This is a genomic window from Mesorhizobium silamurunense (assembly GCF_014843905.1).
In the GTDB taxonomy this organism is placed as follows: Bacteria; Pseudomonadota; Alphaproteobacteria; order Rhizobiales; family Rhizobiaceae; genus Mesorhizobium; species Mesorhizobium silamurunense.
Genome location: NZ_LPVS01000090.1, coordinates 95,350 through 119,941 on the forward strand (window position 1 = coordinate 95,350; position 24,592 = coordinate 119,941).

18 protein-coding genes are annotated in these 24,592 nt (G+C 65.7%); 8 read left to right on the forward strand and 10 right to left on the reverse strand.

What is annotated here, in order from left to right; translation table 11 throughout:
* Positions 1-3: 3 nt before the first annotated feature.
* Positions 4-1,206, reverse strand: a complete 1,203-nt coding sequence (locus tag AU465_RS26815; RefSeq protein WP_192254893.1) for an ROK family transcriptional regulator — start codon at positions 1,204-1,206, stop codon at positions 4-6.
* Positions 1,207-1,427: 221 nt separating this feature from the next.
* Here AU465_RS26815 and AU465_RS26820 point away from each other — a divergent pair, with 221 nt between their 5' ends.
* The 6 genes from AU465_RS26820 (at position 1,428) to AU465_RS26845 (ending at position 7,496) form a co-directional block, all read left to right on the forward strand.
* Positions 1,428-2,666, forward strand: a complete 1,239-nt coding sequence (locus AU465_RS26820; protein ID WP_192254895.1) for an extracellular solute-binding protein — start codon at positions 1,428-1,430, stop codon at positions 2,664-2,666.
* 80 nt (positions 2,667-2,746) lie between these two features.
* Positions 2,747-3,631, forward strand: coding sequence for a carbohydrate ABC transporter permease (locus tag AU465_RS26825; protein WP_192254897.1), 885 nt, complete (start codon positions 2,747-2,749; stop codon positions 3,629-3,631).
* A complete protein-coding gene (locus AU465_RS26830; protein WP_192254899.1) occupies positions 3,631-4,476 on the forward strand; it encodes a carbohydrate ABC transporter permease in 846 nt (281 codons plus the stop codon). Before AU465_RS26825 ends, AU465_RS26830 begins: the two co-directional genes overlap by 1 nt.
* Positions 4,477-4,478: 2 nt before the next feature.
* Positions 4,479-5,495, forward strand: coding sequence for an SIS domain-containing protein (locus tag AU465_RS26835; protein ID WP_192255008.1), 1,017 nt, complete (start codon positions 4,479-4,481; stop codon positions 5,493-5,495).
* A complete protein-coding gene (locus AU465_RS26840; RefSeq protein ID WP_192254901.1) occupies positions 5,495-6,433 on the forward strand; it encodes a PfkB family carbohydrate kinase in 939 nt (312 codons plus the stop codon). The genes AU465_RS26835 and AU465_RS26840 overlap by 1 nt, the downstream gene beginning before the upstream one ends.
* Positions 6,420-7,496: an ABC transporter ATP-binding protein gene (locus tag AU465_RS26845; RefSeq protein ID WP_192254903.1), complete on the forward strand. Its 1,077-nt coding sequence runs from the start codon at positions 6,420-6,422 to the stop codon at positions 7,494-7,496. The genes AU465_RS26840 and AU465_RS26845 overlap by 14 nt, the downstream gene beginning before the upstream one ends.
* 44 nt (positions 7,497-7,540) lie before the next feature.
* Here the strand turns inward: AU465_RS26845 and amaB are convergent, their stop codons facing one another.
* Positions 7,541-9,055 (reverse strand): L-piperidine-6-carboxylate dehydrogenase, encoded by a 1,515-nt coding sequence (gene amaB, locus AU465_RS26850; RefSeq protein WP_192254905.1) that lies wholly within the window; start codon positions 9,053-9,055, stop codon positions 7,541-7,543.
* A 452-nt stretch (positions 9,056-9,507) separates the two neighbouring features.
* Between amaB and AU465_RS26855 the strand changes: the two genes are divergently transcribed.
* Positions 9,508-9,945 carry a VOC family protein gene (locus AU465_RS26855; protein WP_192254907.1) on the forward strand — a complete coding sequence of 146 codons (438 nt, stop codon included), beginning with the start codon at positions 9,508-9,510 and terminating at the stop codon, positions 9,943-9,945.
* A gap of 128 nt (positions 9,946-10,073) precedes the next feature.
* On the opposite strand, the gene AU465_RS26860 is transcribed toward AU465_RS26855, so the two are convergent.
* The 7 genes from AU465_RS26860 to AU465_RS26890 form a co-directional block, all read right to left on the reverse strand.
* Positions 10,074-11,348: an RNA polymerase sigma factor gene (locus tag AU465_RS26860; RefSeq protein ID WP_192254909.1), complete on the reverse strand. Its 1,275-nt coding sequence runs from the start codon at positions 11,346-11,348 to the stop codon at positions 10,074-10,076.
* The gene (locus tag AU465_RS26865) at positions 11,345-11,719 is read right to left on the reverse strand and encodes a YciI family protein (protein ID WP_192254911.1); all 375 of its coding nucleotides are present in this window, start codon (positions 11,717-11,719) and stop codon (positions 11,345-11,347) included. The genes AU465_RS26860 and AU465_RS26865 overlap by 4 nt, the downstream gene beginning before the upstream one ends.
* 78 nt (positions 11,720-11,797) lie before the next feature.
* Positions 11,798-12,919 carry a DNA topoisomerase IB gene (locus AU465_RS26870; protein ID WP_192254913.1) on the reverse strand — a complete coding sequence of 374 codons (1,122 nt, stop codon included), beginning with the start codon at positions 12,917-12,919 and terminating at the stop codon, positions 11,798-11,800.
* 313 nt (positions 12,920-13,232) lie between these two features.
* On the reverse strand, positions 13,233-14,108 hold the full coding sequence (locus AU465_RS26875) for a transglutaminase family protein (RefSeq protein WP_192254915.1): 876 nt from the start codon (positions 14,106-14,108) through the stop codon (positions 13,233-13,235).
* On the reverse strand, positions 14,109-16,520 hold the full coding sequence (locus AU465_RS26880; RefSeq protein WP_192254917.1) for a circularly permuted type 2 ATP-grasp protein: 2,412 nt from the start codon (positions 16,518-16,520) through the stop codon (positions 14,109-14,111). It lies immediately after the preceding gene.
* A gap of 6 nt (positions 16,521-16,526) precedes the next feature.
* On the reverse strand, positions 16,527-19,886 hold the full coding sequence (locus tag AU465_RS26885) for a transglutaminase family protein (RefSeq protein WP_192254919.1): 3,360 nt from the start codon (positions 19,884-19,886) through the stop codon (positions 16,527-16,529).
* A gap of 104 nt (positions 19,887-19,990) precedes the next feature.
* Positions 19,991-21,181 (reverse strand): acyl-CoA dehydrogenase, encoded by a 1,191-nt coding sequence (locus AU465_RS26890; RefSeq protein ID WP_192254921.1) that lies wholly within the window; start codon positions 21,179-21,181, stop codon positions 19,991-19,993.
* Between the two features lie 106 nt (positions 21,182-21,287).
* Between AU465_RS26890 and AU465_RS26895 the strand changes: the two genes are divergently transcribed.
* Positions 21,288-22,199: a LysR family transcriptional regulator gene (locus tag AU465_RS26895; protein ID WP_192254923.1), complete on the forward strand. Its 912-nt coding sequence runs from the start codon at positions 21,288-21,290 to the stop codon at positions 22,197-22,199.
* Here AU465_RS26895 and AU465_RS26900 read toward each other — a convergent pair whose 3' ends face one another.
* Positions 22,200-24,518 carry a Tex family protein gene (locus AU465_RS26900; protein ID WP_192254925.1) on the reverse strand — a complete coding sequence of 773 codons (2,319 nt, stop codon included), beginning with the start codon at positions 24,516-24,518 and terminating at the stop codon, positions 22,200-22,202.
* Positions 24,519-24,592 lie beyond the last annotated feature (74 nt).

Below are 24,592 nucleotides of genomic sequence, written 5' to 3' on the forward strand. Positions count from 1 at the left end.
CGCCTATCCGGCTTTCAGAATAGCCGAGAAGCGCGGGTCGAAAGCCCTGCTGATCGGCTCGGCCGCGGCGCCGACGGCGATGGCCCATGGATCGGTGGTGCCGAGTTGCAAACGCGGCAGTCGCCGCCCGGGGCGATCGGCGATGGACGGCAGCAGCGGATGCATGGCCTGCAGCAGGCGCCGGGCCAGAGGCTCGGGCGCGCCGCTGGTGAGGATGACGGTCTGTGGATCGAAGATCGTTTCGATGAGATGCACGCTCCAGCGCAGATCGGATGCGGCGTCTTCGATCCAGCCCATGACCTTGGGATCTGCCGCGACGGCCAAGGCGGCCAATTTTTCGTAGAGGTTGGCATCGGCGGGGTTGAGGCCGAGATGCTGGTAGAGCGAAGCAAGCGAGGCGCGGTGCTCGAGCGGCGTCGAACCTGGCCCCGCGGGAGACAGCAGCGCCATGCCGATCTCGCCGGCATTGCCGTTGCCGCCGCTGTAAAGCTCGCCGTTGAGGATGAGCCCGGCGGCGATGCCGTAACCCACATAGAGGCAGACCGCGTGATCGATGCCATGCGCCGCGCCGACGATGCGCTCCGCCGTGGCGCAGGCAGCGGCGTCGTTCTGCAATCCGACATTCAGTCCGGTCCCGGCCGCCAGCGTCTCCAGCAGCGGAAATTGCTGCCAGGCCGGCATCATCCATTTGTTGTCGGGATTCTTGAGGCCGAAAGGCCCTGGCATCGCGACGCCGAGGCCGACCAACCGTCGCTCCGATTGGGCGGAGATGCCGGCCAGCTCGTGCCTGACGCGAGCCACAAGCCCGAGGATGATCTCGACGCCTTCCGACGGTTGGTCGAACGGAAGGCTCGCCTCGGCGCGGGCCACGACATTGCCGACGAGGTCGACCACGACCACACGTGTCAGGTGTCGGTCGATCTGCAGGCCGATGGCGAAGGCGCCTTCCGGCACCAGCCTGTAGGGCGTGAAGGGCTGCCCCCTGCCCTTGCGCACCGCATCCAGCGCCACGACCAGGCCGTCGCGTTCGAGATCCTCGACGATATTCGAAACCGCCTGCTTGGTGAGCTGGGTCGCTCGCGCCAGGTCGGCGCGCGATAGCGCGCCGTTGAGCCGCAGCGCCTCGATCATGACGCGGCGGTTGTGCGCGCTCGTCCCCTCCTGGTTGGTGCCGCTCTTGGCGCGGATCGGGCTGATGTCGTGCACCTGCGTTTCCCCCTTGACTCCATTAAAGGATTGCATGACTAATTAAGTCAAGCGAATTGACTTAATGGTGAAGACCAGAACGGTTTCAAGAAAAAGACGGCATGGCGCCGAGCCTTCGCCGCCCGCCGCTCCGGCAGATCCGGTCACACGCGATAGCATTCGGGAGAGCGGCGTGCTGCCTACGCCGCCAACCCGCGGATTTCTAAAATGGGAGAAAAAACATGCTGAAATCGATCGGTAGGACACTTCTGGGCGCGGTCTTCATTGGCGGGCTGCTGGTTCCCCACGCCTTCGCCGAAACCACCTTGAACGCGCTCTTCATGGCGCAGGCCGCCTACAGCGAAGCCGACGTCCGCGCCATGACCGAGGCCTTCACCAAGGCCAATCCGGACATCAAGGTCAATCTCGAATTCGTTCCCTATGAAGGCCTCCACGACAAGACCGTGCTCGCGCAAGGCTCCGGCGGCGGTTACGACGTCGTGCTGTTCGACGTCATCTGGCCGGCAGAATATGCGACCAACAAAGTGCTGGTGGACGTGTCGTCGAAGATCACCGACGAAATGAAGAAGGGCGTGCTGCCCGGCGCCTGGACCACCGTCCAGTATGACGGCAAGTACTATGGCATGCCCTGGATCCTCGACACCAAATACCTGTTCTACAACAAGGAAATCCTGGAGAAGGCCGGCATCAAGGCGCCGCCGAAGACCTGGGACGAGCTCAACGAACAGGCCAAGATGATCAAGGACAAGGGTCTGCTCGCCACGCCGATCGCCTGGAGCTGGTCGCAGGCCGAAGCCGCCATTTGCGATTACACCACCCTGGTCAGCGCCTATAAGGGCGACTTCCTCAAGGACGGCAAGCCGGACTTCCAGAACGGCGGCGGCCTCGAGGCGCTGAAATACATGGTCGACAGCTACAAGTCGGGCCTGACCAATCCCAATTCCAAGGAATTCCTGGAAGAAGACGTCCGCAAGGTGTTCGAAAACGGCGATGCCGCCTTCGCGCTCAACTGGACCTATATGTACAACATGGCCAACGACCCGAAGGACTCGAAGGTTGCCGGCAAGGTCGGCGTCGTGCCGGCGCCGGGCGTTGCCGGCAAGAGCGAGGTTTCGGCCGTCAACGGCTCGATGGGTCTCGGCATCACCGCCGTCAGCAAGCATCCTGACGAGGCCTGGAAGTACATCGAGTTCATGACCTCTCAGAAGACGCAGAACCAGTACGCCAAGCTCTCGCTGCCGATCTGGGCCTCGTCCTACGACGACCCGGCCGTCACCAAGGGCCAGGAAGAGCTGATCGCCACGGCAAAGCTTGGGCTCGCGGCCATGTATCCGCGTCCGACCACGCCGAAATACCAGGAACTGTCGACCGCCCTGCAGCAGGCCATCCAGGAATCGCTGCTCGGCCAGACCTCGCCTGAAGACGCGCTGAAGACGGCGGCCGAAAACAGCGGCCTTTGAACCCAATCGCTGAACCGCGGGCGGCCTTGCGCCGCCCGTGTTATCACTGAAATTTCGACGATCAGGGAGAGGCGCCTCGGATGTCAGGCACCTGGATGACGACTCGTGCGTGGCTGCTGATGCTGCCGCTTTTGGTGGTCATGGTCGCCGTCATCGGCTGGCCGCTGGTCGACACCGTCGGCCTCTCCTTCACCGACGCCAAGCTGGTTGGCACCGCGGGCAATTTCGTCGGCATCGACAATTACACCAAGATGCTGACCAGCTCGAACTTCACCCGAACGCTGACGACCACCACCTGGTTCGCCGTCGTTTCGGTCGCCGCCGAAATGGTGATCGGCGTGCTGGCCGCGCTGCTGCTCAACCAGGAATTTCGCGGCCGCAGCGTGTTGCGCGGATTGATGATCCTGCCCTGGGCGCTGCCGACCGTGGTCAACGCCACGCTCTGGCGACTGATCTACAATCCCGAATATGGCGCGCTGAACGCAGCACTCACGCAATTGCATGTCATCGACGCCTATCGTTCCTGGCTGGGCGAGCCCGGAACGGCGCTGGCGGCGCTGATCGTCGCCGACTGCTGGAAGAACTTTCCGCTGGTGGCACTCATTGCGCTCGCAGCCCTGCAGGCGGTGCCGCGCGACATCACCGCCGCCGCCCTGGTCGACGGCGCCGGTCCCTTCGCCCGCTTCCGCTTCGTCATCCTGCCCTATCTTGCCGGGCCGCTGATGGTGGCACTTGTGCTGCGCACCATCGAAGCCTTCAAGGTCTTCGACATCATCTGGGTGATGACGCGCGGCGGCCCTGCCAACAGCACCCGCTCGCTGTCGATCCTCGTGTATCAGGAGGCCTTTTCCTTCCAGCGCGCCGGCTCCGGCGCGTCGCTGGCGCTGATCGTTACTCTGCTCGTCACCGTGCTTGCCGTTGCCTATGCGGCGCTGGTCAAGAAGACCGCGGGGAGCGCCGCCTGATGGAACGCAAGAACCCGGTCTTCACCGCCTTCATCTATGCCTGCGCCATCCTGCTCGCCGCGGTGATCCTGGCGCCGCTCGTCTGGCTCTTCGTGATGAGCATTTCGCCGGCGGCCGATCTCGCCGCCAAGCCCTTGCGCTGGTGGCCGCAAAGCGCCGACTTCTCCCGCTATGCGCAGCTTTTGTCGACGACCGAAAATAGCGCCGGCGCCGCCTTCACCGCATCGCTGCGCAACAGCCTCGAGGTCGCGGGCATGGCGACGCTCGCCGCCATCCTGCTTGCCGTGCCGGCCGGCTGGGCCGTCTCGCGCACGCCCTCGGTCGGCTGGTCGCTGTCCATGGTGATCGCCACCTACATGCTGCCGCCGGTGGCGCTTTCGGTGCCGCTCTATATGGGGCTGTCCTATCTCGGCCTGCTCAACAACGTCTTCGGGCTGGCGCTGATCTATTTGACGATCCTGGCGCCATTCACCACCTGGCTGATGAAATCGGGCTTCGATGCCATCCCGCGCGAGATCGAGGCAGCCGCCATGATCGACGGCGCCGGGCTCTTCCAGACCTGGCGCATCCTCAGTTTGCCGCTGGCGGCGCCCGTGGTGGCGACATCGGCGCTCTTTGCCGTGCTGCTTGCCTGGGACGAGTTCTTCTACGCACTGCTCTTCACCTCGGACCAGCGGGCGAAGACGCTCACCGTCGCCATCGCCGATCTCGCCGGCGGCCGCGTTTCCGACTACGGGCTGATCGCCACGGCCGGCGTGCTTGCCGCCTTGCCGCCAGTGCTGATCGGCCTCGTCATGCAGCGCGCGCTGATTTCGGGTCTCACCAGCGGCGGTGTGAAAGGATAATGATGATTGGAGAAAAGAAGCGCCCCGCGGGGCTTGCCGCAATCGATCGCGAGATGGCGCGCCAGCATGAGGATGCGATCGCCTCATTCAAGAACAACACCGATATCGCCGGCCAGGTCGCTGCCTCGATCAGGCGCAACGGCAGGCTGGTCCTGCTCGGTATGGGCGCCTCGCATGCCGTCGCCCGGACCGTCGAGCCGCTTTATCGCGCCCGCGGCATCGATGCCATCGCGGTGCCGCTTTCGGAGCAGCTCGGCCAGCCATTGCCCCTCACCGGCAGGACGGTGCTCGTCACCTCGCAATCCGGAGAGAGCGCCGAGGTGGTGCGGTGGTTCTCCGAGGCAGGTCAGCGCGCCGACATTTTCGGCCTGACGCTGGAAGCCGGCTCCTTCCTCGGCCGGACGATCCCATGCCTTGTCGGCGCCGGCGGCACCGAGCTTGCCTTTGCCGCGACTCGCAGCCTGACCGTGACCTTCGCCCTGCATCTCGCCATCCTGGCGGCACTCGGCGATGATCCCGCGCCGGCGCTCGCGGCGCTGGAGACTCCGGAAGCCATCGCGATCGACGCCGCGCTGGCTGCCCTGAGCGAGGTGGCGACCGTCGTCACCTCCGGCCGCAGCCTGCAGGGGCTGGCCGAGGCGCTGGCGCTCGGCCTCACCGAGCTGTCGCGCGTGCCATGCTTCTCCCTTGAAGGCGGTCAGCTTCGCCACGGGCCGATGGAGATGCTCAGCTCCAAAATCGGCATCGTCCTCTTTCGCGGCAACGACGCGACCGCCGATCTCGTCACCGCGATGGCGCTTTCCGTCGTCGAGGCCGGCGCGCGGCTGGTCATCTTCGACGCGTCCGGCAAGCCGCCCGTCGCTGGCGCCGTCACACTGGCCTTCAAGCCGGCCTCCGGGCTGGCGGCGGTCCTCGCCATGCTGCCGGTGGCACAATGTCTGATGATCGCCTTCGCCGATGCCCGCGTCGAGAATGCCGGGACGCCGGTCCGCACCACCAAGATCACGCGGAGCGAATGATGCGGCCGCTGGCGGTAATCGGCAACGTCAATGTCGACCTGATCGTCGGCCCAGTCGCGCCCTGGCCGAAGGCGGGAACGGAGACGGTTGTCGACCATGACGATCTGCGCGTCGGCGGCCAGGCCGGCAACAGCGCGCTTGCCTGGCAGGCGCTCGGCATCGACTTCGAAATCGCCGCCAATCTCGGCAACGACCAGTTCGGCCGCTGGCTGCGCGAAGCCTTCGGCTCCCGTGCGGAGAAATGGCCGGTTCATCCCGAGGGAACGACGCTGTCGGTCGGCATGACCCATCCCGATGGCGAGCGCACCTTTTTCACCACGCGCGGCCATCTGCCCCGCTTCAGCCTGGACGACGTTCTGTCCGTTCTCGAAGGCAAGCGGCTCTACGGCGGCTATGCGCTGCTTTGCGGCTCCTTCCTGACCGACGACCTCACCCGCGACTACGATGCCTTTTTCGACTGGGCCGAAGCGCATCATATCGCCGTTGCGCTCGACACCGGCTGGCCGATCGACGGCTGGACGGCGGCGAACTGCGCCGCCGCGCGCGGCTGGCTGTCGCACTGCGAGCTGGCCCTCTTCAACGAGGTCGAGACGACGACGCTGGCCGGGCTGGAAATCCCCGCGGACGCCGCGCGCAAGATCCGCGGCGGCATGAGGGAACGCGCGACCGTGGTCGTGAAGCGTGGGCCCGACGGTGCGATCGCCATCGGCGCCGACGGCCAGTTGATCGAAGTGCCGGCGCCGCGCGTGAAAGTCGTCGACACGATCGGCGCCGGCGATGTCTTCAACGCCGCCTTCCTCGCCGCGTTGGCGCAGGAGCGGTCGCTGGACAGCTGCCTGTCCGCCGCCGTCAGGGTGGCGTCGCGCGCCATCTCCACCTTGCCCCGCGACTATGGCGGGCCGATGCTTTTCGAGGACGCCGTCAATGAGCGCGCTTGAGATCCGCGATGTCCGCAAGAGCTACGGCAGCGTCGAAACGCTGAAAGGCATCGACATCGCGCTGGACAGCGGCGAGTTCCTGGTGCTGCTCGGCTCGTCCGGCTGCGGCAAGTCGACCTTGCTCAACATCATTGCCGGGCTGGCGGAGGCAACCAGCGGCGACGTGCTGATCGGCGGCCGCTCGGTGCTTGGCGTGCATCCGAAAAACCGCGACATCGCCATGGTCTTCCAGTCCTATGCTCTCTACCCGAACCTAACCGTGCACCGGAACATCGGCTTCGGGCTGGAGATGCGAAAGGTTCCGGCGGACCAACGCGACAAGGCGGTGCGCGAGGCGGCGAGGCTCCTGCAGATCGAAACCTTGCTCGACCGCAAGCCAGGCCAGCTTTCCGGCGGCCAGCGCCAGCGCGTCGCCATCGGCCGGGCGCTGGTGCGCAAGCCGCAGGTGTTCCTGTTCGACGAGCCGTTGTCCAATCTCGACGCCAAGCTGCGCCTGGAGATGCGAACCGAGCTCAAGCGCCTGCACGAAATGCTGCGGACCACGGTCGTCTATGTCACGCACGACCAGATCGAGGCGATGACGCTGGCGAGCCGGATCGCCGTCATGCGCGACGGCCGCATCGAACAGCTCGGCACGCCGCAGCAGATCTACAACCAGCCGGCGACGCTCTATGTCGCGGGCTTCGTCGGCGCCCCGTCGATGAACATGCTGGAAGCGGCCGTCGAGGATGGCAAGCTCGCAATCGCCGGCACGGACGCGCGGCTGGCGCTGCCGGCGCGCTACGCGGGCACGGCCAGCAACGGCGCAAAAGTCGTTGTCGGCATCAGGCCCGAAGCGCTCCGCCTTGGGTCCGGCAACAGCGCTGAACTGTCGCTGCCCGTCGAGATCGACGTGGTCGAACTGACCGGGCCTGAGCAGGTCACCACCGCTCGGATCGGCGCGCAGCGGGTGACGGCAACCCTGCCGCCGCAGGCTCGCGTCGCCAAGGGCGAGCGCTGCGCGTTTGTCTTCGACGAGATCTCGCTTCGCCTGTTCGATCCGGCGACCGGCAAGGCGTTCTGAGCAGCAGTATCAGGCGCCGCAGTTCGCGGCGCCCGCGCCTGCCCTTAGTCGATGTCGAACGACACGCCTTGCGCCAGGGGCAGCGCCTTGGAATAGTTCACCGTGTTGGTGGCGCGCCGCATATAGGCCTTCCAGGCATCCGAGCCGCTTTCGCGGCCGCCGCCGGTTTCCTTTTCGCCGCCGAACGCGCCGCCGATCTCCGCACCCGAGGTGCCGATGTTGACGTTGGCGATGCCGCAATCCGACCCGTCGACGCCGAGGAAGCGCTCTGATTCCTGCAGATCACGCGTGAAGATCGACGACGACAGGCCGGCGCCGACCGCATTGTGCAGCTCGAGCGCCTCGTCGAAATCGGAATATTTCATCACATAGAGGATCGGCGCGAAGGTCTCTTCCGTCACCGGTGAGACCTGCTTCGGCATCTCGACCAGCGCCGGGTGCACGTAATAGGCTTCCGCGTAGTCGTTCTCGACCCGTGTGCCGCCGGTCACCTTGCCGCCATGCGCTTGCGCTTCCTTGAGCGCCTTCTGCATGTTGTCGAAGGCGGCCTTGTCGATCAGCGGTCCGACCAGCGCCGACGTCTCCAGCGGATTGCCGACCGAAACGCTCTGATAGGCTTTCTTCAGCCGCGGCAGCAGCGCGTCATAGACGCTTTCATGCACGAACAGGCGCCGGAGCGTCGTGCAGCGCTGGCCGGCCGTGCCCATCGCGCCGAAGGCAATCGCCCGCAGCGCCATGTCGAGATCGGCGGTGGGCGCAACGATGCCGGCATTGTTGCCGCCGAGCTCCAGCACCGCGCGCGCGAAGCGCTTGGCAAGCCGCGGGCCGACCTCGCGGCCCATGCGGGTCGAGCCGGTGGCCGAAACCAGCGGCACCTTCGGATGGTCGACCAGCACCTCGCCGACGGCGCGGTCGCCGATCAGCACCTGGAGCAGGCCTTCCGGCGCGTCGGCGCCAAAACGCTCGACGGCGCGCTTGAAGATCGCCTCGCAGGCAAGCGCCGTCAGCGGCGTCTTTTCCGACGGTTTCCACACCACGGCGTCGCCGCAGACCAAGGCGAGCGCGGCGTTCCACGACCACACCGCAACGGGGAAGTTGAAGGCCGAGATCACGCCGACGACGCCGAGCGGATGCCAGGTTTCCATCATGCGGTGGCCGGGGCGCTCGGTGGCGATGGTCAGGCCGTAGAGCTGGCGGGAAAGGCCGACGGCGAAATCGCAGATGTCGATCATCTCCTGCACTTCGCCAAGGCCCTCCGACGGGATCTTGCCGACCTCGATCGACACCAGCCGGCCGAGTTCCGCCTTATGCGCGCGCAGTTCCTCGCCGAGCAGGCGCACCAGCTCGCCGCGCTTCGGTCCCGGCACCAGCCGCCAGGCCTGAAACGCCTTGTGGGCGGTATCGATGGCCTTGGCCGCATCGGCCGGCGAGTTCGTCTTCAGCGCCGCGATCTCTTCGCCCGTCACCGGGCTGTGCACGATGAGGTCGCCGCCGGAAAGCGCACCCTTGGCGACGCCCAGTTTCTCCAGAAGTGAGGCCGTTTCCTTGGCTATCGTCATTTTTATCCCTTTCAGATCCCGCCGTTGATATGGCGCGGGTGGAAGCCCTGCGCCATGCCTTTGGCCGTGCCATACGGCACGTCCAGGCGCTTTTGATGGCGTGGCATTACTCGTTTCAGGAAAAAACCGCCACCCCGGCATGGTCCAAGCCCTGCACGCAAAATTGGGCCAGGCAGTGGACCGGGGCGTGTTGAGATTCAGGTCAGGCCGAGCCGGAGTCGAAGACGGGCGCGAAGCGACCAAACCGGGCGGGTCCAAGAATCGGAGCGGAGCGTACTTAAAGTACGCGAGCACCGGCCTACGCCGGCCGTAGCTTTAACTGCCACGACCATTCATGAGTGCTTCGGCCGGCGAAGGCCGGAAGCGCAGGAAGCCGCCATTTGTAGTCGCAGCATAACCCGTTAGGCGTTGGGTCCCTTGTTAGACTAGACGACACCTTTTAGATTGGGCGCATGGCGCTCAAACGGATGGACAACATAGGAATCGTCGTCGACGACCTCGCAGGGACGATCGATTTCTTTCGCGAGCTTGGCCTCGAGCTCGAAGAGCGGGCCACGATCGAAGGAGAATGGGCCGGACGCGTCACCGGACTGGGCGATCAGCGCGTCGAGATTGCCATGATGCGCACGCCGGACGGTCACGGCCGGCTCGAGCTCTCCCGCTTCCTCACGCCGCCCGTCGTCGAGGATCACCGCAACGCCCCGGTGAACGCTCTAGGCTACCTCCGCGTCATGTTCACTTTGGACGACATCGACGAGACGCTTGAAAGGCTCCGCCAGCGCGGCGCGCAGCTCGTAGGCGAAGTAGTCCAGTATAAAGACGCATATCGGCTCTGCTACATCCGCGGGCCTGAAGGGCATCTCATCGGACTCGCCCAGGAACTCGGCTGAACGCAATACGAAGACAATGACGAGGAGCGACCAGTGTCGGCGAGCGCGTCTCGCAAAGGGTAACTTTGCATCAGGCGGCGCGGGCTTCATCGAGCGGACGCGCGCCGGAGCCGGCATCACCTGAATCCTCAGCGTGCTTTCTGAATCGACGACGTCCCGGCGCTCTCCTTGATCAGCCGATCGATATGCATGCGGATATGGGCTGCCTCGGCGGCGGTGTTGGCAAGGGCGATCGCGCGGTCGAAGGCCACGCGCGCCTCCTCGCCACGACCAAGCTGCATCAGCAGGCCGCCCTTCAGGCCGAAGAAGTGGAAATAGCCCGCCAGCCGTTCTTCCAGCGGCTCGACCATGGCGAGCGCCGCCTCCGCGCCGCGCACCTTGCTCACCGCGACGGCGCGGTTCAGCGTCACCACTGGCGACGGCTGCATCTGTTCGAGCAGGCCGTAGAGCAGATCGATCTCGGTCCAGTCCGTATCCTCGGGCGTCGCCGCCCGCGCATGCAGCGCCGCGATTGCCGCCTGCACCTGGTAGGGGCCGGGCTTGCGATGGCGCAGCGCCTTGTCGACCAAGGCCAGCCCCTCGTCGATCATCTTGCGGCTCCAGAGCGACCGGTCCTGGTCCTCGAGCAGCACGATTTCGCCACTCTCGTCGAAGCGTGCCGGCGCGCGCGCATGCTGCAATAGAAGCAGCGCGGTCAGCCCCATGATCTCGGGTTCCTGCTGAAACAGCCGGAGCAGCAGCCTGGCGAGCCGGATCGCTTCCTCGCAAAGCGGGGCGCGGGCCGGCGCCTCGCCGCCATTGGTCGAGTAGCCCTCGTTGAAGATGAGATAGATCATCGCCGCGACCGCCGCGAGCCGCTCCGAGCGCTCGACCGCACCCGGTGTCTCGAACGGCACGCCCGCGTCGGCGATGCGCGCCTTGGCGCGGGTGATGCGCTGCTCCATGGCGCTTTCGCCGACGAGGAAGGCGCGCGCGATCTGCTTGACGGTGAGGCCGGAAACGATGCGCAGCGCCACCGCGATCTGCTGCGTCGCCGGCAGGTCGGGATGGCAGCAGATGAACAAGAGCCGCAGGATGTCGTCACGGTAGTGCGCGCCGTCCAGCCGCTCGGCCATATCGCCTTCGGCATCCTCGAGATCGGAAATCTGGTCCTCTTCCGGCATCGGCGCCTGCTTGGCGCGCTTGCGCACCGCGTCGATGCCGCTGTTGCGGCCGACGAAGATCAGCCAGGCCGCCGGATCGCGTGGCGGCCCGTTCTTCGGCCAGTTCTTCAGTGCCCTGAGACATGCATCCTGGAAAGCTTCTTCCGCGGCGTCGAGGTCGCGGAAATAGCGCAGCAGCGCGCCCATCGCCTGCGGACGGGCGGTGCTGATCGCGTTGCTGATCCAGGCAAGATCGGTCATGCGGGTACCTTGGTCGGATTGAAGACGGAGATCGGCCTGATCTCGTAGGAGCCGCCGCTCGGATTGACCTCGGAGAGCTCGCGGGCGAACTCGACGGCCTCGTCAAGGTCGCGGCATTCGAGCGTGTAGAAGCCGAGAAACTGCTCCTTGGTCTCGGCGAACGGGCCGTCGAGCACGATCGATTCGCCCTTGACCTTTCTCAAGGTCGTCGCGGCGGTGGTCGGCAAGAGACGCGCCACAGGTCCTAGCCGGCCTGCTTTGGCGTATTTGTCCTGGACATTGAGGAGCTTTGCCATGACCTCATCATCCTGTTCCTTGCTCCAGGAGCAGACGACGTCTTCGGAGGCGTAGCAGAGGATGGCGTAGAGCATGGTGCGTCCTTTCCATATCAAAGGACGAGACAGTAGGACCCTTCCCGACACAAGGTCGATAAAAAAATTGTAGGGCGATCACAGGCTTATCCGGTTCCCTTGCCGCTCATCGGAGCCATGCGCCTTGAGCCACCTCAACACTAGCGTCTCTTCCTCGTCGAGGCCTGTTATAAGACGCTTTCGCTCGTTGGCTTTCGCCATTTCACTGAGCAGCTTCCCCTCGCCCCACGCCTCGAAGACGAGTGGGTGGATATAGCACCGGCGGCAGACGGCTCGCGTGTTGCCGAGCCGTTCAGCAACCTTGTCGACGATACCGTTCATCACCCGCTTTCGCTGGGCAGCACTTTCGGGCAACTCCGTCTGCGCAAACAGCGATGCCGCATGAATGGTGCCGCCCCAGGTGCGGAAATGCTTTGAGCTGAACTCCGGGCCGGACGCCTCGCGAATGTAGCGGTTGATGTCCTCGGAGCGCACCGGCCGGCGATCACCGCCTTCATCGAGATACTGGAACAGCGTCTGGCCCGGCAGGCCCTGCGCGCCGCGCACGACCTTGGCTATGCGGCGGTCGACGAGCTTCAGCTTCCATTCCTTGCCGGACTTGCCCTTGAAGGCGAAGCGCAGCCTCGATCCCTCGATATCGACATGGCGGTCGCGCAACGTGGTCAGCCCGAAACTCTTGTTGTCCCGGGCATAGGCGGCATTGCCGACACGGATCATGGTGTTGTCGAGCAGCCGGACGATCGCGGCGACCACGCGTTCCATCGGCAGGCCGTGCCGGCGCAGGTCGGCATCGATCTGGCTCCGGAGATCGGGCAATGCCTCGGCAAAGGCAACAAGACTGGAATATTTGACGCCGTCCCGCTCCTCGGTCCATTGCGGATGATAGCAGTACTGCTTGCGCCCGCGCTGATCCCGGCCCGTCGCCTGGATATGGCCGTTCGGGTGGGGCGAGATCCATACATCGGTCCACGCCGGCGGAATGACGATCGCCTTGATGCGGTCCAGCGTCGCTGCGCTGACCGCGTTCCCGTTCGGACCGACGTAGCAAAATCCCTTGCCTTTTCTCAGGCGCCGGATGCCCGGATCGCCGTCGCTGACATAGCTTAGCGAGGCGCGCTCGGCCGAACTTTGCGCGCCGTTTCCTTGCATTTCCTCACCACCGGCCAGGCGGTCGGAGGACGATTGTGCTCGTTGCAGCATGACGGCTCCACGGAACTGGTCCGTAGATAAGCCGCGCGATAGGCGGCTGGTTCCACCGTCCCAACAGCGCGCCCTTCAACCTTGCCGGTCGGCGGACACGTCGGCCATCCAGAGTCCACCATCGTCGGTGTGGGCGGGAAAATAGTCCCGCCCGGCCGGAATTGCCTCCAGAACCGCCCCCGACTCATCCGCCAGATAATCGTAGCCGAGCTGCTGCAGCAGGCTACCGGGATCGAGATGATTGTAGAGGTCGCGACGTGCCGCGCGCCGGATCGCAATTTGAGAAGCAGCCCGCGCGACCGATCGTACGCCTTCAGGCAGCGACCGGGATGACGTCGACCGCCTGCTCGCCGACCTGGCCGCCGGTGGTCTTCAGGACGCCGACGATCGGCGCCACGTCGGAATAGTCGCGGCCGTATCCGACCGTGATGTGGTCGTTGCTCGCGCGCATGCCGTTGGTCGGGTCGAATTCCTGCCAGCCGGCATCGCGCCCGCACCAGGCTTTCACCCAGGCATGCATGGCGTCGGCGCCTTCGAGCCTCGGCTTGCCCATGGGCGGGATGGTGCGCAGGAAGCCGCTGAGATAGCCGGCGGGGATGCCAAGCCCACGTAGCCCGGCGATCATGATATGGGAAAAATCCTGGCAGACCCCGCGTTTCAGCGCGAAGGCATCGCTGGCGCGCGTCTGCACGGTGGTTGCCTTGCCGTCATAGGTGAAATCGCGGTGGATGCGGTTGCAGAGATCGACCGCCGTGGCGGCCGCCGAACCGGCGAGGCTTTCCCGCGCATAGGCGGTGATCGCCGTATCGATGCCGGCGTAATCGCTGGCGGCGAGGAAATGATGCGGCGCGTTGGGCGACAGCGAACGAACCGCGTCGAGTTCCGCCCTCAAGCCGTGGATGTCGGGCGAGACGTCGAGGCCGGGTTCCGGCCGCGACACCGACACCCGTGCGCTCATCCTGATGTCGAGCTCCTCATGCGCGTCGCGAAAGGCGATCGCGGTGACTTTGTTGCCGAAGAAATCGGAAAAATCCGCCCGCTCGGCCGGCATCGGCTCGAACGACAGCGAGGCGGCGATAACCCGCTGCAGGCCGGGAATCGTCTGCGGCAGCACGCGCACCTGATGCCGGCCGCCGCCGGCAGCGGCGGCGTAGTCGTAGTGCAGGTGGAGCCTGATGTCGTAAAGCATCTAACCGAAATAGGCCCTGGCGAGGCTGTTGTAGAGATCGCCGATCTGGTTGGCGAGATCGTCGAGCACCTTCGCGGTCATGTCGTGGGGCTCCATCACGGCAATCGCCGTGTTGAGCTGCAGGATTTCCTTCGCCGCGGGCGACATATGTCCCTCGCCGCCGACCGAAGGCAGCATGCCGATCTCGGCCTTGAGCCGCTCGAGCTGGAACAGAATCGAGCGCGGGTTGAGCGGATCGAGCGCGAGCAGGTCGATCACCGTGCGCCGGCCGGCCTGCACCGGATATTGCCGGCGGTGGGTCATCACGCTGTCGCCGATTTCCAGCATCATGTCGAGCGCGCCGTCCGGAGCGCCGTTTCCGGTCAGCCGCGCCAGCGCGCGGGCTATCTGGATGCCGCGCTCCAGCCGTCGCCCGATCTCCAGGAAACGCCAGCCGGTGAAGCGGTACATGTTCTCGTGCAGCAGGCCTGAGAAGCCGGCAAGCTTGCGCAGCATGACCGTCATTGCCCGCGTCGCGTCGTCGCCGGGAGCCACGGTGCCGGCGAATTTATGGATGGTTTTCGACAGGTCCTTCAGCGCCAGCCAGCCGTCCGGCGAGAAGCGGTCGCGGATCTGGCCGGCGCTGTAGACGGCGCTGTCCAGCATGCCGATCAGCCCCAGAGGGATCGCCGTCTCGACCTCGATGCCGAACGGTTCGAGATAGTCCCTGATGTCGGCGAGCAGCGGCATCTCGGGGTCGGATGTCTCCGCCAGCCTGACGTGATAGGCGCGCAGCACGCGCACCGTGTCTTCAGAGCGCTCGATATAGCGGCCGAGCCATGTCAGGTTCTCCGCCGCGCGGCTTGGCAGGCTGCCCGGCATGGTGCGGGTGAAGCTGTCATGCTCCTGCGGCAGCAGCGTCTCGCGCTCGACCGGCCGGTCGCTGACCACCCAGACATCTGCCGCCTGGCCGCCGCGCTGCATGGCGATCGCGGTCGGATCGAGCGAGAAGCCGACGCGTGCAAAGCCGCCGGGCATTACGGTCCAGCCTTCTTGTGTTCGCGCCAGATAGACACGCAGGCTGGCGGGCCGCGGCTCAAGCCGGCCACCGAAAAAGACCGGCGTTGTCGAAAGCGTCACCGCTTCCTGGCCGACAAAGGCGTCGCCATCGGCTTCGATCCGCGCGACCAGCTCCGCCCGCTCCCCTGCCGACAGCGCCGAGCCGAGCCTGGTCGCGCCATCGTCCTCGAAGGCGAGCCGCGTAGACAGCGCCGGACCGACCACCATGCGGTCGACATTGGCCAGTACATGGTCGCGTTCGGTCTGCTGTCCGCACCACCAGGTGGCGATGTTCGGCAGCTTGAGCTCCTCGCCGCGCAACTCGCGCGCAATCCGCGGCAGGAAGGAAAGCAGCGCCCGCGTTTCCGCCAAGCCCGAACCGAGCGCGTTGACCGCTGAGACAGTGCCGCGTCGGATCGCCTCGACCAGTCCCGGCGTGCCGATCTGCGAGTCCGGCTTGAGTTCGAGCGGATCGGCAAAGGCCGCATCGAGCCGCCGCCACAAAACGCCGATCGGCATCAAGCCCGAAACGGTGCGCACCATCAAGCGGCCGCCGGAAACGGTCAGGTCCTCGCCTTCGAGCAGCATGATACCGAGATAACGCGCGATATAGGCATGCTCGTAATAGGTCTCGTTGAGCGGTCCGGGCGTGAGGATGGCGACGCGGCCGCCCGAGTCCTTCGCCATGCCGTTCAACGCATCGCGGAAACGGCGGAAGAAGCCGGCAAGACGGTGCACATGCATCTCGCCATAGATGTCGGAAAGCGCACGCGTGGTCGCGACCCGGTTCTCCAGCGCGAAGCCGGCGCCCGACGGCGCCTGCGTGCGATCGCCCAGCACCCACCAGCGGCCGTCCGGGCCGCGGCCGAGTTCGAAGGCGACCATATGCAGGAAATGACCGCTTGCCGGCCCGATCCCGACGACCGGGCGCAGATATTCCGGACTGGCTGCGATCAGCCCGGCCGGCAGGATGCCGGTCTCGATCAGCCGGTTCGGCCCGTAGATGTCGGCGAGGATCGCCTCGAACAGGTCGACGCGCTGGACAAGGCCGACGCTGATCTCGGCCCATTCCTTTTCGTCGATCAGCAGCGGGACATGCGCCAGCGGCCACTCGCGTTCGTTGGCGCCGGCCTTGTCGTAAACGCGGTAATAGACGCCGGCGTCGCGCAGATACTGGTCGGCGCGGGCAAAGCGCTGTCCGAGCGTTTCAGCCCCCAATTCGTCCAGAGCTTCGATGAAGGACCGCCAGGCCGGGCGCGGATTGCCTGTGGCGTCGACCATCTCGTCGACGACGCCGTCGATCGGCCGATAGTGCTCCAGCAGGCCCTGCGCCCGCGGCCTGCCGCCCGCCCGTCTTTGATTCCCCTTTGCCATGGTCGATCAGAGTCTCGCCGGCCGCCTGAGGTCAAGGGTCATCGGGAAGTCTTCAGAGCCTTCTTCGTCGCGCAGCACATAGCCGCCCGGCGTATGACCGCGCGGCTCGAAGCGGGCGAGCCGCCGCGCCTCGGCCTCGTTGCCGTTGACCGGGAAGGTGTCGTAATTGCGGCCGCCCGGATGTGCGACATGGTAGACGCAGCCGCCGATCGAGCGGCCCGACCAGCGGTCGTAGATGTCGAAGATCAGCGGCGTGTTGACGGGCAGCGCCGGATGCAGGCCCGACGCCGGCTGCCAGGCCTTGAAGCGCACGCCCGCCACCGCGACCTCTCTGCTGTCGGTCACCTTCATCGGCACGATGCGGCCATTGCAGACGATGGCATGGCGCTCCGGATTGAGGCCTTCGGTCCTCACCTGCAGCCGCTCGACCGAGGAATCGACGAAGCGGACCGTGCCGCCGATCGCGCCCTGCTCGCCCATCACATGCCAGGGCTCCAGCGCTTGCCTGAGTTCCAGCTTGACGCCGCCTTGGCTTACCTCGCCGCAAAACGGGAAGCGGAATTCGAGTTGGGCTGCGAACCATTCCGGACGGAAGTCGAAGCCATTGAGCTTCAGGTCTTCCAGAACGTCGAGGAAATCCGCCCAGACATAATGCGGCAGCATGAAGCGGTCATGCAGCGACGTGCCCCAGCGCACGAAGCGGCCGTCGAGCGGGTTCTTCCACGCGCGCGCGATGATGGCGCGGACGAGAAGCTGCTGTGCGAGCGACATGCGCGCATTGGGCGGCATTTCGAAGCCGCGGAACTCGACCAAGCCGAGCCGTCCGGTCGGACCGTCCGGCGAGAACAGTTTGTCGATGCAGATCTCCGAACGATGCGTGTTGCCGGTCACGTCGGTCAAGAGATTGCGGAACAGCCGGTCGACCAGCCACGGCAAGGGCGCCTCGCCCTTGTCCGGGCGCGCCACCTGCGCCAGCGCGATCTCCAGCTCATAGAGCGAATCGTGGCGCGCCTCGTCGAAGCGCGGCGCCTGGCTGGTCGGGCCGATAAACAGGCCCGAGAACAGGTAGGACAGCGAGGGATGCCGCTGCCATTGCAGCACCAGGCTCTTCAACAGGTCCGGCCGGCGCAGGAACGGGCTGTCGTTCGGGGTCGCGCCGCCGACCACGACATGGTTGCCGCCGCCGGTGCCGGTATGGCGGCCGTCGATCATGAACTTGTCGGTGCCGAGCCGCGACTGCCGCGCCTCCTCGTAGATCGCCGTCGTCGTGGCGACACATTCCTGCCAGTTGGCGGCCGGATGGATGTTCACCTCGATGACGCCGGGATCGGGCGCGACGCGGATGACATTGAGGCGCGGATCATGCGGCGGGCCGTAGCCTTCGATATGCACCGGCAGGCCGATCGCCTTCGCCGCGTTCTCGGCCGCCGCCACCAGTTCGAGATAGTCCTCCAGCGCCTCGACCGGCGGCATGAACACGCAGAGCCGTCCGTCGCGCGGCTCGACAGTGAGCGCCGTCCGCACCGCGCCGCCGATTTCGGTAATCTCCTGCTCGACGCGGTCCTGCTGGCCGGCCACCGCGGTGAAGGACACCGCCTGCTGGCGGCGCGCCATTTCGTCGGCGCCTTCAAGCTCTGCCGGCGCGGCCCCCGGCAAGATAGCTTCGCGCGCTGGCAGCGGACCGCGCGGCAGCGACGGATCGACCGGCACGATATAAGGGAATTGCGCCGGCGGCACGTAAGGCAGCGTGCCGAGCGGCAAGCGGTAGCCGACCGGCGAGTCTCCGGGCACCAGGAACAGCCGGCCGCGCCGCGTCTTCCACCTCTCGGAGCGCCAGCGTTGCCCCGCAGCCTGGCTGTTCCAGCGCTGCACAGGCAGCACGTAGCCCGACGGCTTGGTCAGGCCGCGCTCGAAGACACGCGCCATGCGGCTGCGCTCCTCGGGATCTTCCAGCTTGGAGTTGGAAGGGTCGACATTGGCCGGCAGCTTACCTTCCTTGAGCAGCCATTCGGCCGGGTCCTCATAGGCCTCGCTGACCATCGCTTTGTCGATGCCGAGCTCGCCTGCGATCGCCGTGAGCAGGCTTTCGGCCTGCTCCGGTCCCACAGGGACGCTGCTCTTCTCCCGCGCGATCAACGAAGGATCGCTCCATACCGGTTGGCCGTCGGTGCGCCAGTAGAGCGAGAAGGTCCAGCGCGGCAGGCTCTCGCCCGGATACCATTTGCCCTGGCCGTAGTGGAGAAAACCGCCCGGCGCGAAGCGTTCGCGCAGCCGGCGGATCAGTTCATCCGCCTTATCGCGCTTGGTCGGGCCGACGGCTGCCGTGTTCCATTCGGCGGACTCGAAATCGTCGATCGACACGAAAGTCGGCTCGCCGCCCATGGTGAGCCGCACATCCTGCTCGTGCAGAACCGCATCGACCTTGTTGCCGAGCGCGTCGAGCGCCTCCCAGCTCTCGTCCGAGAAAGGCTTGGTGATGCGCGGATGCTCGGCGATGCGATCGACGCGCATGTCGAAGCCGAAATCGACATTGGCGAAGCTTGCCATGCCGGAGATCGGCGCGGCATTGCGGAAATGCGGCGTCGCCGCCAGCGGCACATGGCTCTCGCCGGTAAGCAGGCCGGAAGTCGGATCGAAGCCGATCCAGCCTGCGCCCGGAATATAGACCTCGCACCAGGCGTGCAGGTCGGTGAAGTCGACTGCGGTTCCCGGCGGTCCGTCGAGCGAGATAAGATCAGGCTTGAGCTGGATGAGATAACCCGAGACGAAACGCGCGGCGATGCCGAGATTGCGCAGGATCTGCACCAGCAGCCAGCTCGAATCCCGGCACGAACCCTTGGCCGCGGCAAGCGTCTCCTCCGGTGAATAGACGCCGGTCTCCATGCGCACGATGTAGGCGATCTCGCGCTGCAGCCGCGCATTGAGGTCGACGAGGAAGTCGACGGTATTCCTCGGACTGCGGTCGATCGTCCCGAGGAAAGCTGAAAGCAGCGGCCCTGCTGGCTCAGGCGTCCGGTAGATGGCGAGATCGTCCCTGATCTCTTCCGGGTATTCGAACGGAAAGCTCTCGGCCGCCGGCTCGACGAAGAAATCGAACGGATTGTAGACCGTCATGTCGGCGACGAGATCGACTTCGATCTTGAGCTCGCTCACTGGCTCTGGAAAGACAAAGCGGGCGAGGAAATTGCCGTACGGGTCCTGCTGCAGGTTGACGAAATGGTTCTTCGGCTCGACCTTCAGCGAATGGCTGAGCACCTTGGTGCGCGAATGCGGCGCTGGCTGCAGCCTGATCACCTGAGGGCCGAGCACCACCGGCCGGTCGTATTTGTAGTGGGTCAGGTGGTGGACGGCTGCCAGAATTGCCATGATGCCCCGGGGAATGGCGTTTTACCGCCAGACCCTGACACAGGTCCTGGGCATTCTCCAAGCGGAGATGTTGCGCTGCACCTAATTTAAGCAGCGTTGCCGGCTTAGAAAAAAGCTTGAATGCCTGTTTGGGCACGTCCGAGGATCAGCGCGTGCACGTCATGCGTGCCCTCATAAGTGTTGACCGTCTCCAGGTTCTGCGCGTGGCGCATCACGTGATAGCCGATCTGGATGCCGTTGCCGCCATGCATGTCGCGGGCTTGGCGGGCGATGTCGAGCGCCTTGCCGCAATTGTTGCGCTTGACGATGGAGATCATTTCCGGCGCCATCTTGCCTTCGTCCATCAGCCGGCCGACGCGCAGAGAACCCTGCAGGCCGAGCGCGATCTCGGTCTGCATGTCGGCGAGTTTCTTCTGGAAGAGCTGCGTGCCGGCGAGCGGCTTGCCGAACTGCTTGCGGTCGAGGCCGTATTGCCGCGCCCGGTGCCAGCAATCCTCGGCGGCGCCCATCGCGCCCCAGGAAATGCCGTAGCGCGCCCGGTTGAGGCAGCCGAACGGTCCTTTCAGGCCCGAAACATTGGGCAGCAGCGCCCCTTCGCCGACCTCGACGCCCTCCATCACCACCTCGCCGGTGATCGAGGCCCGCAGCGAGAGTTTGCCGCCGATCTTCGGCGCCGACAGGCCCTTCATGCCTTTCTCCAGCACGAAGCCGCGGATCTGGTTGTCATGTGCTGCCGACTTCGCCCAGACGACGAACACGTCGGCGATCGGCGCGTTGGATATCCACATCTTGGAGCCGGAGAGCCTATAGCCGTTCGCCGTCTTTTCGGCCCGCGTCTTCATGCCGCCCGGATCGGAGCCGGCGTCCGGCTCGGTGAGGCCGAAGCAACCGATCCATTCACCGGAAGCCAACTTCGGCAGATACTTCTTGCGCTGCTCTTCCGAGCCATAGGCATGGATCGGATACATGACCAGCGACGACTGCACGCTCATCATCGAGCGGTAGCCGGAATCGATGCGCTCGACTTCCCGCGCGACCAGCCCGTAGGTCACGTAATTGGCGCCGAGCCCGCCATATTCCTCCGGAATGGTGACGCCGAGCAGGCCGGCCTCGCCCATCTCGCGGAAGATCGACGGATCGGTCTTTTCCTCGACATAGGCTTCCTCGATCCGTGGCGCCAGCTTGTCGGCCGCGAAGGCCGCCGCGCCGTCGCGCACCATGCGCTCGTCCTCGGAAATCTGGTCTTCGATCAGGAAAGGATCGTTCCAGACAAAGGCGTTCTTCTCGGCGGCCATGACCTCGGTCTCCCGGCAAAATCTTGGATTGCCCGGCTTATCGGCCTCCCCATGGAAAAAATCAAACGAAATTGCATCACGGATCAATGAGCGTTAGTAATGGATCATGAATGTCCAGCGCCGCCTTTTGCCGAACACCGGCGCGCTTGCCGCCTTCGAGGCGGTGGCGCGTCTCGGCTCCTTCACCGCTGCCGCGCGCGAGCTCGATCTGACCCAGGGCGCCGTCAGCCGACAGATCAGCCTGCTTGAGGAGCAATTCGGTCGCCGCCTTTTCGAGCGCGACAGCCGCAATGTTCGGCTGTCGCCGGCGGGCGAAATCTACGCCGAAGCCGTGCGCTCGGCGCTCGGCCAATTGCGCGATGCCGCGCTCGGATTGATGAGCAATCGGCATAGCGGCGTTCTCAACCTTGCCATCCTGCCGACCTTCGGCACGCGCTGGCTGATGCCGCTGATCCCGGATTTCGTCGCCCGCCACCCGGACATCACCATCAACTTCGCCACACGCATCGGCCGCTTCGACTTCGCCCGCGAGCGCCTCGACGCCGCGATCCATCACGGCATGCCCGACTGGCCGGACGCGGATTGCACGCTTTTGATGCGCGAGACCGTCATGCCGGTGGTTTCACCCGAATTTCTGGCCAGCCGCGACATCGCCACGCCGGCCGATATCAGCCGCCTGCCGCTGCTGCACATGGCGACGCGCCCCGGCGCCTGGAGCGAATGGTTCGAAGAGCAGGGTCTCAGCGCGCCCACCGGCCCCGGGATGCAATTCGAACAGTTCGGCACCGTCGCCCAGGCCTGCATGGCGGGGCTCGGCGTGGCGCTGCTGCCGGAAATCCTGATTGCCGGAGAATTGCAGCGCGGTCAGTTGCTGCCGGCGCCGGGCCAGCCGATGCAGAGCCGCAGCGCCTATTACCTCGTTGTCCCGCATGACAAACGCGGCCAACCACCGGTTGCCAGTTTTCGCGACTGGCTGCTGGGCCAGGTCGAGAAGGAGCCAGCTTTTCTGGCGTGGTAGCTACTTCCGCTTCATCGCCTCAGCGAGCGCCGCGCCGAAAGCACCCTGTGCCGGCCGTTCGGGCTGGCGCTGCGGCGCCGGCGAGCGTGGCGCAGGCTTGCCGCCGCCCTGATCGCGCTGACCACCGCGAGGTGCGCCCTCGCCGCCATCTTTGCGCATCGACAGGCCGATGCGGTTGCGCTTGATGTCGACATCGACGACCCGCACCTTCACGACGTCGCCGGCCTTCACCACCTCATGCGCGTCCTTCACGAAACGGTCGGCCAGTTGCGAGACATGCACCAGGCCGTCCTGGTGCACGCCGATGTCGACGAAGGCGCCGAATGCCGCGACATTGGTGACGGTGCCTTCGAGCAGCATGCCGGGCTTTAAGTCCTTGATGTCGTCTACACCCTCGGCAAACGTCGCCGTCTTGAAGCCGGGGCGCGGATCGCGTCCCGGCTTTTCCAGCTCGGCGATGATGTCGCGCACCGTCGGCAGGCCGAAGCGCTCGTCGACGAAGACGCGCGGGTCGAGCGCCTTCAGCGCGGTGCTGTCGCTCATGAGCGAACGCACGTCGCGGCCGCAGGCGGCGACTATTCTTTTCGCCACGCCATAGGCCTCGGGGTGCACCGCCGAAGCGTCGAGCGGCTCGGTGCCGTTCGGGATGCGCAGGAAGCCGGCGCATTGCTCGAACGCGCGAGGCCCGAGCCGCGCCACTTTCAACAAATCGCGGCGTGTGGCAAAGGGCCCACCCGCATCACGATGCGCGACGATCGCCTCGGCAAGCGATGGCCCCAGCCCCGAAACGCGCGCCAGCAGCGGCGCGGACGCCGTGTTGAGATCGACGCCGACGGCATTGACCGCATCCTCTACCACGGCTTCCAGCGAGCGGCCGAGCCGGTACTGGTCGACATCATGCTGGTATTGGCCGACGCCGATCGACTTCGGCTCGATCTTGACCAGTTCGGCGAGCGGGTCCTGCAGGCGCCTGGCGATCGACACCGCGCCGCGCAGTGATACGTCGAGCCCGGGGAATTCCGCTGCAGCCGTCGCCGAGGCCGAATAGACCGAGGCGCCGGCTTCGCTGACGATCACCTTGATCGGCTTCGGCGCGCCATCCGAAGGCAGGTTGGACAGCATGTCGGCCACCAGCTTCTCGGTCTCGCGGCTGCCGGTGCCGTTGCCGATCGAGATCAGCTCCACCCTGTGCAGGAGGATGAGTTTTGCAAGTTCCGCCTGGGTGCCGCGCACATCGCTTTTCGGCGGGAACGGATAGACCGTGGTCGTCGCCACCAGCTTGCCGGTGCCGTCGACCACCGCCACCTTGACGCCGGTGCGGATGCCGGGGTCGAGGCCCATGGTCGGCCGCGAGCCGGCAGGCGCCGCAAGCAAGAGGTCCTTGAGGTTGCGCGCGAAGACGTGGATCGCCTCTTCCTCGGCCCGCTCGCGCAGGTCGCGCATCAGGTCGAGGCTCAAGTGCAGCGACAGCTTGATCCGCCAGGTCCAGCCGGCCACCTCCATCAGCCAGCGGTCGCCCGGCAGGCTGGCACCGATCGCATAGGCATTGGCGATCATGCGCTCGATCGGCTTTACCGTGGAAGCATCATCGGCATCGACCTCGATGTCGAGCGACAGCACCTCTTCGTTGCGGCCGCGTAGCATGGCCAAGGCGCGGTGGCTCGGTACGCCGGCCCAACGCTCCACATGGTCGAAATAGTCGGAGAATTTCGCGCCCGCCTCCTGCTTGCCGTCGACGACCTTGGCGCGCAGGAAGGCGCGTTCCTTCATATAGGCGCGCAGCTTCCCGACCAGATCGGCATTCTCGGCGAACTGCTCCGACAGGATGTCGCGCGCGCCTTCGAGCGCGGCCTTCGCATCGGCAACCTCCTCGGTGACATAGGCGAGCGCGAGCTCGGCCGGCACCGCCGAACGGTCGGCAAGGATCGCCTGCGCGAGCGGCCCGAGCCCGCGTTCCCTGGCGATCTCGGCCTTGGTGCGGCGCTTCGGCTTGTAGGGCAGGTAGATGTCCTCCAACTCCGCCTTGGTGCTCGCCGCAGCGATCTTGGCCTCGAGCTCCTCGGTCAGCTTGCCTTGCTCGCGAATGGAGCCGAGGATCGTCTCGCGGCGCGCATCGAGCTCGCGCAGATAGGCGAGCCGCTCGGAAAGGTCGCGCAATTGCGTATCGTCGAGCCCGCCGGTGACCTCCTTGCGGTAGCGGGCCACGAACGGGACTGTCGCGCCCTCGTCCAGCAACCCGATTGCCGCCGCGGCCTGTTCCGGCCTCGCGCCGATCTCGGCCGCAATGATTGCTGCGATACGCTTGATATCCGATGCCATGCTGGTCCCTGTCGAAAAGAGCGGCGACCATAGGCCGGGACGCCCGCCGCGCCAACCGCGCTGTTTTCAACCGA

Coding starts and splice junctions, on each gene's coding strand:
- AU465_RS26860 (WP_192254909.1), bottom strand. CDS start 11,348: ATGACCGATCTTGCCTGGATCAGCAACGCGATCAGCACCGCCCGTCCG.
- AU465_RS26855 (WP_192254907.1), top strand. CDS start 9,508: ATGGCGCTCAAACGGATGGACAACATAGGAATCGTCGTCGACGACCTC.
- AU465_RS26830 (WP_192254899.1), top strand. CDS start 3,631: ATGGAACGCAAGAACCCGGTCTTCACCGCCTTCATCTATGCCTGCGCC.
- AU465_RS26865 (WP_192254911.1), bottom strand. CDS start 11,719: ATGCTCTACGCCATCCTCTGCTACGCCTCCGAAGACGTCGTCTGCTCC.
- AU465_RS26875 (WP_192254915.1), bottom strand. CDS start 14,108: ATGCTTTACGACATCAGGCTCCACCTGCACTACGACTACGCCGCCGCT.
- AU465_RS26840 (WP_192254901.1), top strand. CDS start 5,495: ATGCGGCCGCTGGCGGTAATCGGCAACGTCAATGTCGACCTGATCGTC.
- AU465_RS26845 (WP_192254903.1), top strand. CDS start 6,420: ATGAGCGCGCTTGAGATCCGCGATGTCCGCAAGAGCTACGGCAGCGTC.
- AU465_RS26900 (WP_192254925.1), bottom strand. CDS start 24,518: ATGGCATCGGATATCAAGCGTATCGCAGCAATCATTGCGGCCGAGATC.
- AU465_RS26895 (WP_192254923.1), top strand. CDS start 21,288: ATGAATGTCCAGCGCCGCCTTTTGCCGAACACCGGCGCGCTTGCCGCC.
- AU465_RS26880 (WP_192254917.1), bottom strand. CDS start 16,520: ATGGCAAAGGGGAATCAAAGACGGGCGGGCGGCAGGCCGCGGGCGCAG.
- AU465_RS26890 (WP_192254921.1), bottom strand. CDS start 21,181: ATGGCCGCCGAGAAGAACGCCTTTGTCTGGAACGATCCTTTCCTGATC.
- AU465_RS26885 (WP_192254919.1), bottom strand. CDS start 19,886: ATGGCAATTCTGGCAGCCGTCCACCACCTGACCCACTACAAATACGAC.
- AU465_RS26870 (WP_192254913.1), bottom strand. CDS start 12,919: ATGCTGCAACGAGCACAATCGTCCTCCGACCGCCTGGCCGGTGGTGAG.
- AU465_RS26835 (WP_192255008.1), top strand. CDS start 4,479: ATGATTGGAGAAAAGAAGCGCCCCGCGGGGCTTGCCGCAATCGATCGC.
- amaB (WP_192254905.1), bottom strand. CDS start 9,055: ATGACGATAGCCAAGGAAACGGCCTCACTTCTGGAGAAACTGGGCGTC.
- AU465_RS26820 (WP_192254895.1), top strand. CDS start 1,428: ATGCTGAAATCGATCGGTAGGACACTTCTGGGCGCGGTCTTCATTGGC.
- AU465_RS26825 (WP_192254897.1), top strand. CDS start 2,747: ATGTCAGGCACCTGGATGACGACTCGTGCGTGGCTGCTGATGCTGCCG.